Below are 12,287 nucleotides of genomic sequence, written 5' to 3'. Positions count from 1 at the left end.
TCTCCCTAGCCCTCTCCCACGGGGAGAGGGGATCAGTAGCGTTTACAGAAATGATGGCAAACGGTATGGGGGTTTCCATGTTTTCGTGGGCGAAGCCCACGCTACGACTTTCCGTCGTAGCGAGCGGGGAGTGTTAGGTGGGTTTGACTATTTTTGCCCTCTCCCTAACCCTCTCCCGCGGGGAGAGGGAACAAATGGCAGAGAATCACAACAATGGTCGGACTTTACCCTCTCTCCGTGGGAAAGAGAACAAATTGCAGGGAATCACAACAATAGTTGAATTTCAGTCATCCGATTCCCTCTCCCCGTGGGAGAGGGTTAGGGAGAGGGCAAAGCCGTTTGGAACGCCGTTATCCCGATTTTCAAAAAAACACCCTTCAAAACACAAACAAAAGAGATGGTCAGGCATGAATGCCCAACCTTGTTCCTTAATTTCAAAGGTTTGAAAAATGAATGATTCGGTTGTCGCCGAGATTGTGAGGAACCAGCGCAGGCTAGAAGGCAAGCGTTGGTTGATTGTTTTGATGTTTTTAATCATCGCGGCGGTCAGCTTCTTATTCGACATCGCCACCGGCCCGGCGATGACGGACACGCTGCCGGTCGGCGAAGTGGTCAATGTTTTGCTGGGCAAACCCGAAGTCGATGAAATGAACCGCCTGATTGTGATGGATCTGCGCCTGCCGATTGCGGTGATGGCGCTGGTGGTCGGTGCGGCTTTGGGTGTCGGCGGAGCGGAGATTCAGACGTTGTTGAATAATCCGATGGCCAGCCCTTATACGCTGGGTTTGGCGGCGGCGGCGGGTTTGGGCGCGTCGGTGGTGATTGCGTTCGGCGGTTTCGGGCTGCCTGAAACGGTCGCCGTTCCCATCGGCGCGTTTGTGATGACCATGCTGGCTTCGGGCATCTTGTTTCTGTTTGCCTCGGCACGCCGCTTCAATTCGGCGATGCTGGTGTTGGTCGGGATTGCGCTGTTGTTTCTGTTTCAGTCGATTTTGTCGCTGATTCAATTTATCGCCGCGCCTGAGATTTCACAGCAGATTTTGTTTTGGCTGTTTGGCAGTTTGAACAAAGCAACTTGGGAAACGGTCATCGTTACGGCGGCGGTTACGGCGGTATGCGTGCTGCTGCTTTCACGCGATGTGTGGAAGTTGACTGCGCTGCGCTTGGGCGAAGAACGCGCCGTCGGGCTGGGCATCAATCTGCAACTTTTGCGCCTGAAAACGCTGGTGTTGGTAGCGGTGATGACGGCGACGGCAATCAGTTTCGTCGGCGTAATCGGCTTTATCGGATTGGTCGCGCCGCATGTGGCGCGGATTCTGCTCGGTGAGGACCAACGCTTTTTCCTGCCCGGCGCGATGCTGACAGGGGCGGCGTTTTTATCGGTCGCCAGCGTGTTGTCCAAGGTGATTATCCCGGGTGCGCTGTTTCCGGTGGGGATTGTTACCGCGTTTGTCGGCGTGCCGTTCTTCTTCTGGATTGTGTTAACGAAACGGTAGGTCGTCTGAAATGTTGAAACTTGAAAACGTCCATATCCGGCGCGGCGATTATGTGGTCGCCGACAGTATCGATTTGACGCTGGAACAAGGCAAAGTCTATTCCGTGCTCGGTCCGAACGGTACGGGCAAATCCTCGCTGATGAAAACGATTTTCGGCGAAGTGGCGCACAAAGGTACCATCCGCTACGGCGACGAAGTGTTGAGCAAAATCCACCTGCAAAGCTGGCGCAAACGCATAGGCTATATGCCGCAAGACACCGCCGCCGAAGCCTCGCTGACCGCGTTGGAAGTCGTGTTGCTCGGCCGCATGGACGCGCTGCACATGCACGTCGGCGACGAACTGCTGCACGAAGCCGCAAGTATCATGGCGGAGCTGGGCATCGGCCATCTGGCGCACCGCGACGTCATGCGGCTTTCCGGCGGACAGCGGCAGCTTGTGATGTTTGCCCAAGTCATGATGCGCCGCCCCGAAATCCTGATGCTGGACGAACCGGTCAGCGCGCTGGATATGCACCACCAGTTGAACCTCTTGGAGCGCGTGGTGCAATACACGCACGAACACAATCTGGTTACGCTGATGGTGTTGCACGATTTGAGCCTCGCCGCGCAGTTTTCAGACGGCGTGATTCTGCTCGGCGAAGGCAAAGTACAGGCGCAGGGCGCGCCGCAGGACGTGTTGCAGGCGGACATGATCGGCAGGCTGTATAAAGTGGACATCGAACTTTTATACGACAGCAAAGGCCTGCCCGTTATCCGCCCGATGCGGCAGAGTGCGTAACTTAACCGCCGCCGTCATTCCAATGGATTCCCCGCCTGCGCGGGAATGACGACGGTTGACAATTAACAATCCGCTCCTGAAATGTCGGATTTGAGCATCCGGCCTGCGAACTCCCTGCAACTTATCCCCTCTCCCGCGGGAGAGGGTTAGGGAGAGGGCGGTAAGCCCAAGGCTTACCTCTCCGACTCATCAGCCCGCCCCATATTTTTTATAGTGGATTAAACTTTAAACCAGTACGGCGTTGCCTCGCCTTAGCTCAAAGAGAACGATTCTCTAAGGTGCTGAAGCACCAAGTGAATCGGTACCGTACTATCTGTACTGTCTGCGGCTTCGTCGCCTTGTCCTGATTTAAAGTTAATCCACTATATCCTTAGAAAGGACTCCCCCCATGAAAAAATCCCTCTTCCTCCTCATGCTGACCGCTTCCCTCGGCGCATATGCCGCCAACCACGAAGTCAAAATGCTCGACAACGGCAAAGACGGCAGCATGGTGTTCGAACCCGGCTACGTCAACGCCAAAGTCGGCGACACCGTAACCTTCAAAGCCGCCAACAAAGGCCACTGGGTGCAAAGCAAAGCCCTGCCCGACGGCGTTGCCGACTTCCTGTCCGAAGACGGCAAAGACTTCACCCTCAAACTCGACAAAGAAGGCGTATACGTCTATACCTGCCCGCCGCACCGCATGATGAACATGAGCGGCGTGATTCAGGTCGGCAAACCGGTGAACAAAGCCAAAGCGCAAGCCGTCGTGGACGAACTGGAAAACCGCGCCATGCAGAGCAAGGGTCGTCTGAAAAAATACATGCAGCAGGTCAAATAAACCGCCGCACAAACCAAAAGGTCGTCTGAACCCGTTTCCCGTTTTCAGACGACCTTTTGCCAACCTTCATCCCCAATCCTCATTCCCCTTCCGCCGAAATCTTCTCGTTCAGGAAATCGATAAAACTGCGCACCTTCGCGCTCAAAAACGCCCTGTCCACATAAACCGCGTTTAATTGCTCGGTCCGCACCCGATATTCCGGCAGCAGGCTGACCAACCTGCCTTCCTTCAAATCCTGTCTGGCGGACCACAACGGCTGATAGGCGATGCCCGCGCCCGCCCTGACCAATTCGCGTATCATCAGCGTATTGTCGCTTTGAATCACCGGATTGAGCGTCAGAATACTTTTTTCGCCCGTTTCCCGATGGGTGATTTCCAAATTGCGCTGGTCGGTGTAGGTCGGCAGGATGGCGGGATGGCGCATGACCTCTTCGGGCGTTTGCGGTTTGCCGTGTTTCGCCAGATATTCGGGCGAGGCAAGCAGGACGAATTGGATTTGCGCCAGCGGCTTGACGATAAGCGAGGGCGACAAGGTTTTTGCCACGCGCAAGGCAAGGTCGAAGCCTTCGGCAATCAAATCGACGTGGCGGTTGTCGAGCACCAGATCGAGCGTGACTTCGGGATAGCGTTCGCGGTATTCCGCCAGCCAAGTGCCGATTAAATTGCCCGCAAACCAAAGCGGCATGGTTACGCGCAACATGCCCTGCGGCGTGTCCGCCCCGCCTGCCGCCTTTTGCGCGGCGGTGTCGAGCGTGTCGAGCGCGTAGCTGCATTGGCGGTAGTATTCTTCGCCTGCTTCGGTCAGGTGGAGGTTGCGGCTGTTGCGGTGCAGCAGCTTGGCCTTAATCGAATTTTCCAGATGGCTGACGTGTTTGCTCGCCATCGCGGTGGAAATATCAAGCTGCTCGGCGGCGCGGGTGAAGCTGCCGCTTTGGACGACTTGGCGGAAAACTTTGAGGCTGAACAGGGTATCCATGTTTTCTTTTAGGGAAACGTTGTGTCAATAAAAGAAGTATATATCTACCGGCAGTAATTATCTATACTGCACAGATAAGATTAGTTTTCATTTAAACCCCGCATTTTGATAAGGAGAACCCCATGTCTGCAACCTGCGCCCGTATCCAACCTATTTTATTGTCCGTATTGCGTATCGTAACCGCCTACCTCTTCCTCCTGCACGGTACGTCGAAATTCTTCGGCTTCCCGACATCCATGGGCGGCGGCTCGCCCGAAGGCTTGATGCTGGTGGCAGGCATTTTGGAAATCGTCGGCGGCATCCTGTTGATTCTCGGACTGTTTACCCGTCCCGCCGCCTTCATCCTGTCCGGCCAGATGGCGGCTGCCTATTTCATGGCACACGCCTCCCAAGGTTCGGCGCTGTTCCCGCTTGCCAACGGCGGCGAATCGGCAGTATTGTTCTGCTTCGTGTTCCTCTATCTCGCAGCAGCCGGCGGCGGCTCATTGGCATTGGACAACCTGTTCGGCAAAAACAAATCCTGATAGACCCAAAGGTCGTCTGAAAAGAAAACAAGTATAGTGGATTAAATTTAAATCAGGACAAGGCGACGAAGCCACAGACAGTACAGATAGTACGGAACCGATTCACTTGGTGCTTCAGCACCTTAGAGAATCGTTCTCTTTGAGCTAAGGGCGAGGCAACGCCGTACTGGTTTAAAGTTAATCCACTATAAAGCGGGTTTTGCGAATCCATTTCCAAACCCGCCAACCGATTAAACATCAATCAAAGGAAAAACAAAATGACTTATCAAACCTTGCAGCAAGCGGCAGAAACCCGCCGTTCCATTTACGCGCTGAATAAAAATCTGCCTGTCAGCAACGAAGAAATCAGCGAAATCGTCAAACATGCCGTTTTGCACACGCCTTCTTCCTTCAACTCGCAATCCACCCGCGTCGTCGTCCTTTTCGGCGAAGAACACGGCAAAGTGTGGCAATTCGTTGAAGACGCATTGCGCGCCATCGTGCCTGCCGAACAATTCGAGCCGACCGCGCAAAAATTAAACCTGTTCAAAGCAGGCGCGGCGACCATTTTGTTCTTCGAAGACCAAAACGTCGTCAAAGGCCTGCAAGAGCAGTTCCCTTCTTATGCCGCCAACTTCCCCGTTTGGGCGGACCATGCGAACGCGATGACGCAATACGCCGTCTGGACAACGCTTGCCGCCGCCGGCGTGGGCGCGAACCTGCAACACTACAACCCGCTGCCCGACGCCGCCATCGCCAAAGAATGGAACCTGCCCGAAAGCTGGCTTCTGCGCGCGCAAATGGTTATCGGCGGCATCGAAGCATCTGCCGGTGAAAAAGCCTTCGAGCCGGTGGAAAACCGTTTGAAAGTGTTCGGCGCATAATTGCCCGTCAACATTAAAAAAGGTCGTCTGAAAACCAATTTCGGTTTCAGACGACCTTTGTCATTCAAAACAGCTTGCGCTTATTCTTGCGGAGGGACATAGCCCTGAACAGCATCCGCCCCGTCTCCGAAGAAATACTGCTCCATCTGCTGCGCCAAATATTCGCGCGCGCGCGGGTCGGCAAGGCTCAGGCGGTTTTCGTTAATCAGCATGGTTTGATGACGCGTCCACGCATTCCAAGCCTCTTGGGACACATTTTCAAAAATACGCTTGCCCAGCTCGTTGGGCAGCGGCGGGAATTTCATACCTTCGGCCTCTTTGCCGAGTTTGACGCAGTGAACCATACGGGTCATGGCGGCTTCCTTCATGATGGTGTTTCAGACAGCGCATATTTTATCGTATTGCCTGTTTATAGGAAAGGCTGCAACGGACAAAATCTGCCTAATACGCCGCTTTTTAATTCAATACAAAACATATGTTTATAAAAATAATATACAGCGCATCGAAATAAACCTTGCGTTAAAACGCCGTTTTTGGTTTAATTCACATCTCGCAACGAAACAGCGAAGGCCAGATAGCTCAGTTGGTAGAGCAACGGATTGAAAATCCGTGTGTCGGCGGTTCGATTCCGCCTCTGGCCACCAAAACAAACCGCCTCAGGCGGTTATTTTTTTGCCTATTTCTTAGATATTATTTCTCAATTTCAAAAGTCGTCTGAAACAAGTTCTGCGGGTTCGGCCGAAAGAAATGTTCAGACGACCTTTCCCCTTCTTTATAAATCATTTCAATTAATCCATCACCAAAACATCTCAATAAGGACAGATTAAATTGCGGCGTGCGCCAACGCCAACCGTGTTTACTATACTTCTTAACTAAAAACAAACATTCTTATCCTATTCTTATCTCATTAAGACACTCCCTAAAACATCCGCTAATTCTCCTCTAACACTCCCCCTCTAGAATGATGTTCAGAAAAAAGAAAAACAAGTCTCCTCACATAACGATAGTCTGCTCACACTGACACGGACGGAACATCATTTTCCCCACCATCGTTTTTCCCCTAAGGAGCGTATCATGAAACTGAATCTGCAAAAAACCACCGCTGCTGTTTTAGCCGTTTTGTTCAGCGCAGGCGTATTTGCCGCCAACAATGCCTACAATCCATTTGATTACGGTTACCAAAACCACAAATACGGCAAAAAATGGGGCAAACCCGCATCTGAAGCCGAAGGCGAAAAAGTGATGAAACACGCTGCCTACCGTTCGGGCGTGCACTACACCAACGTCAACCGCATGCCCGGCAATGTAGACCGCAACGGCGTGAAAACCGTACAGGTCAACGACGCATACACCCGTCAAAACCTCGGCCGCTATGCGTTCAACACCATCAAGAGCGGTGGCTCTGAAGTGTACTACGGCGAGTGGGTCGGCAAAGAATACGCCAAAGGCACCAACCGCGGCGTTTTCTACTCTGGCGACAAACGCGCCACCTCTATGCCGGTATCCGGTGTAGCCAACTACGCCGTCAAAGGTATCAACAACTACACCGGCAACAACCCGATGGTCGGTACTTTGCGCGCGGACTTCGGTCAACGCGTCTTGGCTGGTTCTATGAAAAACAACGCTGTACAGATGGACATCCATTCCCGCATCAAACCGTCCAGCGCATCGTTTGAAGGCTACGCCCGCGCCAACGGCCACTTCGGTAAAACCGAAGGCCACTTCTTCGGTCACAACGCAAGCGCGCTGGCCGGTGTTGCCAAATTTAAAACCGACCGCAACTTGGATACGGCATTCGGCGGTGTGAAACGCTAAAATCCGTAGTTAAGTAACATAAAGCCTGCTTCACGCAGGCTTTTTTAAACAGCAGCCCGCCAACCTTCTCAAGGTCGTCTGAAACCCGCCGACCGGAAAGCCGACACCATGTACAAACCGTCTGCCTGCCTTCTCCTGTTTCTCGCCGCCCCCGTCCTTGCCGCGCCCCGTTCTGACTTTTCAGACGACCGTACCGCGCAACGCCTGTGGCAAAACACCCGCCAAACCATGCAGGAACAGGAACAAAAAGTGCGCGAATACCGCCTCGACATTCCAGCCGAAAACATCGGGCAGACAGCCGAAACCGACCCCGAAGCCGACCAAGGCGAAGCCCTGTTTAACGCCGTCAACCGCAGCGACTGGCAAACCGTGCGCCCGCTGCTCGAGCGTTATACCCAGCAAACCGAATACGACCCCGACATCGCCCTCTTTGCTCGCGCCTCGCTCGCCCGCGGCGAAGGCAGGTGGAAAGCCGCCAAACAAGACTACGAAACCCTGCTGCAACGCCACCCCGACTTCACGCGCGGACGCCTCGATTACGCCCGCCTGCTCTTTGAAGGTCGTCTGAACCGCGAAGCCACTTCCGAATTTATGCGCCTGCAAAACGAAGACCTGCCCGAAGCCGTCAAAGAAAACATCGGACATTTCCGCGACTCTCTAAACCAACGCCAAAGCTGGCAGGGCAGCCTTTCCGTCGGCGCCGTCCACAACAGCAACATCAACGAAGCCAGCGGCAAAGTGTGGTGTAAAACCGAAATCGACGGCGAATGCTGGGAAGAATTTTCAGGCGACCAACCCATTTCCGCCAACGGCATCAAATACGAAGCCGCCGCCGTCCGCCGCTGGCAGATTAAAGGACACCACGGCATCGCCGCCCGCACGCTCGGCTACGGCCGCTTCTACCACGACCATAAAGACTTCAACGAACACACGCTCAACCTCAGCGCAGGCTACCAGTTTGAAAATCACCGCCACACCTTCGCCCTCGCCCCGCTCGTCGAATGGAACGGCAGCGGCGGCAAAACCCTCAACCGCGCCTACGGCGTGCGCAGCGAGTGGAACCTCGACAAAGGCAGTTGGACGTGGAACACCGAAGCCGAGTGGAAACACCTCTCCTATTCCGACAAAACCCGCCTGCTCGACGGCAGCCTCTTCTCCGTTTACAACACCCTGTCCTACTTCCCGCGCAATGACCTCATGCTCTACGGCGGCATAGACTGGCAACAGCGCAAAGCCAAAGAGCCCGTAGACAGCTACCGCCTCATCTCCGCACGGCTGGGCGCGGCAAAAATGTTTGAAGCCGGCTTCGATGCCTCCGCCTCCGCCACCTTCGGCATCCGCAGCCACCGCGAAGAAAACGCCGTACTCGAACAACGCCGCCGCGACAAAGAACAAACCTACCGCCTCAGCATAGGTGCAGACCGCTGGAAATTCGCCGGCATGAAGCCCGTCCTCAGCTACAAACACCGCCGCGTCCACGGCAACACCGACTGGCTGTACAGCTACAAGCAAAACGAAGTCGGTCTGTCGCTGGTGAAATCGTTCTAACGCAGGACGCAGAAACGCAAAGGTCGTCTGAAATTCAGTTTTCAGACGACTTTTTTTCTTTTGACTCTATTCGAGCATTGGATTGAAGATTGGTTTATTGCAAACAACCTTACCCAAACACGGCTTTCATTTTCACAATCAAGGATACGGGTGTGCCACCAATTTCCCGTCGATGTATTCGCCGATATAGACTTTCGAGACATCAAGGTGGAGGCGGTCAAGTTCCTGTTGCAGCCACTCGTCGTCGCGTTTGATGATTTCTAAGATGTCGTGGTCGATTTGCCCGTCGGTAATCAGGGGGTAACGCAGGCTTTCGTCGCCGTATTGGATGACGGTGAGCTGCCCGTTTTGTTCCATGACGGCGCGTTTGACGGCGGCGATTTCGTAGATGCCGGCGGCACGGAGCTTAAACATCAGGTCGTGTGCGCTGATGCCGTTTTTCATACATTCTTCGGTTTGGATTTCGCCGTTGACGATGACCCAGACGGATTTACCGTCAATGATGGATTTGACCCAGCGGTTGTTGTTTTTGATGAACTTGAGGCTCAATACCAAAAGCGTCCACAGAACCATCACGAGGAAAAACTGTAAAAGCCCGACGCTGTCGCTGTAAATCACGCCGCCGATGATGCCGCCGAGAACATAGTTTTGCACTTGATCCATGGCGGAGGTGGGGGCGAGATTGCCTTTACCTAAGAGGTTGATTTGCAAAACCAAACCTAAAATACCCATAAGGAGTTTGAAGGCAAGGAGGGAGTATGCTTCCATGAGTGTGTCCTGTTATTCTTTGTCGATGAGTTCGATGTTGTTGTTGACCAAATTGATGGGGGTCAGGGTGTAGGCGGAGAAGTCTTGATTGAAATGGACTTCGTAGTATTGGTTTTTGATGCCGACGATCATGCCGTTGTATAGGTGCGTGCTGTTGACGCTGATGTCGCGTTTTTCCACTTTTTGGTTTTCAATCAGGGCATTGAGAAACCCGACCATGCGCGAGGTGTCGGCGGCAAAGTTTTGGCGTTCGCTGTATGAGAGGTATTGGATACCACTGATGAGGATGAGCAGCAGCAGGGCAATGATGCTCAGGTCGCGGTATTTGGTATCCATGCGGTGGCGCAGGTATTGCGACACGGCGAGCAGCAGGACGACGAGCGCGGCGAAAATGAGGACGTATTTCAAGTAGTCGTTGAAATACATATGGTTTTCAAGATAAAAGTGTGTGAAGAATTTCATGATTTCAAATGATTTGAGGAAATAGTGGGGGTCGTCTGAAAACGGTTTTTCAGACGACCTATTATGGTTTGGATGCAGGTTTTGTCCGGAGCCGCATCAGTTGATAAACCCGTCGTCTTTCATTTTCTTTTCGGAAAAATACTGACTGAACACCAGCAAGGCAGCGAGGATGATGACAAACAACCCCGCCATGGTCAGAGTAATTTTGAAGAATAATTCTGCCTCGATAAAAGAAAACCAAAGTTGCAGAATCAGCAGCAACACCCAGCCGACGAACAGCCCGAGACAGGCATAAACGCCTAGCTTAAACACGTTCCCGCTCCAAAATGACGATGTAGGCTTCACGTCTGAAAAATAAGAGCATACGGCGTTGGTCTTTTTCCATGGTTACGACACGCCAACCTTCTGGAGTTTGGCTGTTGAGGAACGCGCTGAATTTGACGGGATTGACTTTGGCTGCGCCGAAAAACAGGCTGGACAGCAGGTTTTCTTGATAAATGACGACTTTGTATTCTTTCATGGGATTCCTTTATAAGGGATCGTCTTTTCAGACGACCCCTTAAGTTGCCAATGATGTAGGGCAACAAACCTTATTTCTTATTGCCCAACTGCGGCAATACCGAACCTTCGCCCAACGACAACAAGCCGCTTTGCGAGTAGATGCCGAGTTTGGCTCGAGTGTCGGTGATGTCGAGGTTGCGCATGGTGAGCTGGCCGATGCGGTCGAGCGGGGTGAATGCGGCATCTTCGACTTTTTCCATGCTCAGGCGTTCCGGTTGGTAGGTCAGGTTGGGCGATTCGGTGTTCAGAATCGAGTAGTCGTTGCCGCGGCGCAGTTCGAGGGTTACTTCGCCGGTAATGGCTTTGGCGACCCAGCGTTGGGCGGTTTCGCGCAACATCAGGGCTTGGCTGTCGAACCAGCGGCCTTGATAGAGCAGGCGGCCGAGGCGTAAGCCGTTGATGCGGTATTGTTCGATGGTGTCTTCGTTGTGGATGCCGGTAACCAAGCGTTCGTAGGCGATGTGGAGCAACGCCATGCCCGGGGCTTCGTAGATGCCGCGCGATTTGGCTTCGATGATGCGGTTTTCGATTTGGTCGCTCATACCCAAGCCGTGGCGACCGCCGATGCGGTTGGCTTCGAGGAAGAGTTCGACGGGGTCGGCGTATTCTTTGCCGTTCAATGCAACGGGCACGCCTTCTTCAAAGCGGACGCTGACTTCTTCGGGTTTGACTTCGACGTTTTCGTCCCAGAAGGCAACGCCCATGATGGGTTTGACGATTTTGATGCCGCTGTTGAGGAATTCCAAATCTTTGGCTTCATGCGTTGCGCCGAGCATATTGGAATCGGTGGAGTAAGCTTTTTCAACCGACATTTTGTAGTTGAAACCGTTGGCAATCAGAAATTCGCTCATTTCGTGACGGCCGCCGAGTTCGTCGATAAATTGTTGGTCGAGCCAAGGTTTGTAGATTTTCAGCGCGGGATTGGTCAAGAGGCCGTAACGGTAGAAACGCTCGATGTCGTTGCCTTTGTAGGTGCTGCCATCGCCCCAAATGTTGACGTCGTCTTCCTTCATGGCGGAAACGAGCATGGTGCCGGTAACGGCGCGGCCTAAAGGCGTGGTGTTGAAATAGGCGATGCCGCCGGTGGAAACGTGGAACGCGCCGCATTGGATGGCGGCGATGCCTTCATGTGCCAACTGCGCGCGGCAATCAATCAGGCGAGCGTTTTCCGCACCGTATTCCATCGCTTTTTTGGGAATGGCGTTGTAGTCGTCTTCATCGGGCTGACCGAGGTTGGCAGTGTAGGCATAAGGCAGCGCGCCTTTGAGTTTCATCCACAACAGCGCGGCAGAGGTATCAAGGCCGCCGGAGAAGGCGATGCCGACTTTTTGACCGATGGGGAGGTGTTGCAGGATAGTATTGTTTTGGCTCATGACAATTCTTCGGACTTAAAAGGGGTTATTAAAAATACCTTAACGGTTGAAACCCCGCCCTTCGGGGCGGTAGAATCAGAGACTGTTTGGGAGAAATGCAACCTCTTCCAAATCAGGGCGATACATAGGGCTGCGCTTTGTGTGTAGTCCTGTGTGTTGAAACATTATCTTATAAATAGAACACATTGTCAGCCGTCAAGGTCGTCTGAAAATGAGCCTTGCCCGTTTCGCTGAAAATCTTTTCAGACGACCTTTACGCCATCCGCAACCCGACTCCCTCCCCTGCGGGGGAGGGTTGGGGAG

Annotated in this window: 14 protein-coding genes and 1 tRNA gene; 8 read left to right on the top strand and 7 right to left on the bottom strand. The window is 53.3% G+C overall.

Going from position 1 to position 12,287, the window contains the following annotated elements:
• Positions 1–449 precede the first annotated feature (449 nt).
• From HMPREF2907_RS01845 to HMPREF2907_RS01835, 3 genes are all read left to right on the top strand, one after another.
• Complete coding sequence (locus HMPREF2907_RS01845; protein ID WP_070679415.1) at positions 450–1,496, top strand: FecCD family ABC transporter permease; 1,047 nt, start codon at positions 450–452, stop codon at positions 1,494–1,496.
• Between the two features lie 10 nt (positions 1,497–1,506).
• The gene (locus HMPREF2907_RS01840) at positions 1,507–2,274 is read left to right on the top strand and encodes an ABC transporter ATP-binding protein (protein WP_070679412.1); all 768 of its coding nucleotides are present in this window, start codon (positions 1,507–1,509) and stop codon (positions 2,272–2,274) included.
• A gap of 388 nt (positions 2,275–2,662) precedes the next feature.
• Positions 2,663–3,094 carry a plastocyanin/azurin family copper-binding protein gene (locus tag HMPREF2907_RS01835; protein ID WP_003743313.1) on the top strand — a complete coding sequence of 144 codons (432 nt, stop codon included), beginning with the start codon at positions 2,663–2,665 and terminating at the stop codon, positions 3,092–3,094.
• A 79-nt stretch (positions 3,095–3,173) separates the two neighbouring features.
• On the opposite strand, the gene HMPREF2907_RS01830 is transcribed toward HMPREF2907_RS01835, so the two are convergent.
• Positions 3,174–4,070: a LysR family transcriptional regulator gene (locus tag HMPREF2907_RS01830; RefSeq protein ID WP_003743316.1), complete on the bottom strand. Its 897-nt coding sequence runs from the start codon at positions 4,068–4,070 to the stop codon at positions 3,174–3,176.
• 122 nt (positions 4,071–4,192) lie between these two features.
• Here HMPREF2907_RS01830 and HMPREF2907_RS01825 point away from each other — a divergent pair, with 122 nt between their 5' ends.
• On the top strand, positions 4,193–4,594 hold the full coding sequence (locus HMPREF2907_RS01825; protein ID WP_070636013.1) for a DoxX family protein: 402 nt from the start codon (positions 4,193–4,195) through the stop codon (positions 4,592–4,594).
• Positions 4,595–4,851: 257 nt separating this feature from the next.
• Entirely contained in the window at positions 4,852–5,457 is a 606-nt protein-coding gene (locus HMPREF2907_RS01820) for a nitroreductase family protein (RefSeq protein WP_070679409.1), read from the top strand.
• An 80-nt stretch (positions 5,458–5,537) separates the two neighbouring features.
• On the opposite strand, the gene HMPREF2907_RS01815 is transcribed toward HMPREF2907_RS01820, so the two are convergent.
• On the bottom strand, positions 5,538–5,810 hold the full coding sequence (locus HMPREF2907_RS01815) for an oxidative damage protection protein (protein WP_029609564.1): 273 nt from the start codon (positions 5,808–5,810) through the stop codon (positions 5,538–5,540).
• 215 nt (positions 5,811–6,025) lie between these two features.
• Here HMPREF2907_RS01815 and HMPREF2907_RS01810 point away from each other — a divergent pair.
• The 3 genes from HMPREF2907_RS01810 to HMPREF2907_RS01800 all read left to right on the top strand — a co-directional run bounded on the left by HMPREF2907_RS01810 (position 6,026) and on the right by HMPREF2907_RS01800 (position 8,820).
• Positions 6,026–6,101, top strand: a tRNA-Phe gene (locus HMPREF2907_RS01810).
• A gap of 430 nt (positions 6,102–6,531) precedes the next feature.
• Entirely contained in the window at positions 6,532–7,272 is a 741-nt protein-coding gene (locus tag HMPREF2907_RS01805; RefSeq protein WP_003758881.1) for a Slam-dependent surface lipoprotein, read from the top strand.
• A gap of 108 nt (positions 7,273–7,380) precedes the next feature.
• Positions 7,381–8,820 (top strand): surface lipoprotein assembly modifier, encoded by a 1,440-nt coding sequence (locus HMPREF2907_RS01800; protein WP_070679405.1) that lies wholly within the window; start codon positions 7,381–7,383, stop codon positions 8,818–8,820.
• Between the two features lie 138 nt (positions 8,821–8,958).
• Here HMPREF2907_RS01800 and HMPREF2907_RS01795 read toward each other — a convergent pair whose 3' ends face one another.
• The 5 genes from HMPREF2907_RS01795 to argG form a co-directional block, all read right to left on the bottom strand.
• Entirely contained in the window at positions 8,959–9,588 is a 630-nt protein-coding gene (locus tag HMPREF2907_RS01795; RefSeq protein WP_070613526.1) for a DUF421 domain-containing protein, read from the bottom strand.
• Between the two features lie 12 nt (positions 9,589–9,600).
• The gene (locus tag HMPREF2907_RS01790) at positions 9,601–10,050 is read right to left on the bottom strand and encodes a DUF3290 family protein (protein ID WP_045072149.1); all 450 of its coding nucleotides are present in this window, start codon (positions 10,048–10,050) and stop codon (positions 9,601–9,603) included.
• 96 nt (positions 10,051–10,146) lie between these two features.
• Entirely contained in the window at positions 10,147–10,362 is a 216-nt protein-coding gene (locus HMPREF2907_RS01785; RefSeq protein ID WP_045072146.1) for a hypothetical protein, read from the bottom strand.
• Positions 10,355–10,570, bottom strand: a complete 216-nt coding sequence (locus tag HMPREF2907_RS01780) for a DUF4177 domain-containing protein (protein ID WP_070602254.1) — start codon at positions 10,568–10,570, stop codon at positions 10,355–10,357. The genes HMPREF2907_RS01785 and HMPREF2907_RS01780 overlap by 8 nt, the downstream gene beginning before the upstream one ends.
• A gap of 70 nt (positions 10,571–10,640) precedes the next feature.
• A complete protein-coding gene (gene argG, locus HMPREF2907_RS01775; RefSeq protein WP_070655413.1) occupies positions 10,641–11,984 on the bottom strand; it encodes an argininosuccinate synthase in 1,344 nt (447 codons plus the stop codon).
• Positions 11,985–12,287: the final 303 nt, after the last annotated feature.

Source organism: Neisseria sp. HMSC055H02 (genome assembly GCF_001813335.1).
In the GTDB taxonomy this organism is placed as follows: Bacteria; Pseudomonadota; Gammaproteobacteria; order Burkholderiales; family Neisseriaceae; genus Neisseria; species Neisseria sicca_C.
Note: the sequence above shows the minus strand (reverse complement) of the source record. Positions and strands in the feature narration are given on the sequence as shown.

Excerpts from the sequence above, each read along its gene's own strand:
- HMPREF2907_RS01845 (WP_070679415.1), top strand. The coding sequence starts at position 450 with ATGAATGATTCGGTTGTCGCCGAGATTGTGAGGAACCAGCGCAGGCTA.
- HMPREF2907_RS01840 (WP_070679412.1), top strand. The coding sequence starts at position 1,507 with ATGTTGAAACTTGAAAACGTCCATATCCGGCGCGGCGATTATGTGGTC.
- HMPREF2907_RS01835 (WP_003743313.1), top strand. The coding sequence starts at position 2,663 with ATGAAAAAATCCCTCTTCCTCCTCATGCTGACCGCTTCCCTCGGCGCA.
- HMPREF2907_RS01830 (WP_003743316.1), bottom strand. The coding sequence starts at position 4,070 with ATGGATACCCTGTTCAGCCTCAAAGTTTTCCGCCAAGTCGTCCAAAGC.
- HMPREF2907_RS01825 (WP_070636013.1), top strand. The coding sequence starts at position 4,193 with ATGTCTGCAACCTGCGCCCGTATCCAACCTATTTTATTGTCCGTATTG.
- HMPREF2907_RS01820 (WP_070679409.1), top strand. The coding sequence starts at position 4,852 with ATGACTTATCAAACCTTGCAGCAAGCGGCAGAAACCCGCCGTTCCATT.
- HMPREF2907_RS01815 (WP_029609564.1), bottom strand. The coding sequence starts at position 5,810 with ATGACCCGTATGGTTCACTGCGTCAAACTCGGCAAAGAGGCCGAAGGT.
- HMPREF2907_RS01805 (WP_003758881.1), top strand. The coding sequence starts at position 6,532 with ATGAAACTGAATCTGCAAAAAACCACCGCTGCTGTTTTAGCCGTTTTG.
- HMPREF2907_RS01800 (WP_070679405.1), top strand. The coding sequence starts at position 7,381 with ATGTACAAACCGTCTGCCTGCCTTCTCCTGTTTCTCGCCGCCCCCGTC.
- HMPREF2907_RS01795 (WP_070613526.1), bottom strand. The coding sequence starts at position 9,588 with ATGGAAGCATACTCCCTCCTTGCCTTCAAACTCCTTATGGGTATTTTA.
- HMPREF2907_RS01790 (WP_045072149.1), bottom strand. The coding sequence starts at position 10,050 with ATGAAATTCTTCACACACTTTTATCTTGAAAACCATATGTATTTCAAC.
- HMPREF2907_RS01780 (WP_070602254.1), bottom strand. The coding sequence starts at position 10,570 with ATGAAAGAATACAAAGTCGTCATTTATCAAGAAAACCTGCTGTCCAGC.
- argG (WP_070655413.1), bottom strand. The coding sequence starts at position 11,984 with ATGAGCCAAAACAATACTATCCTGCAACACCTCCCCATCGGTCAAAAA.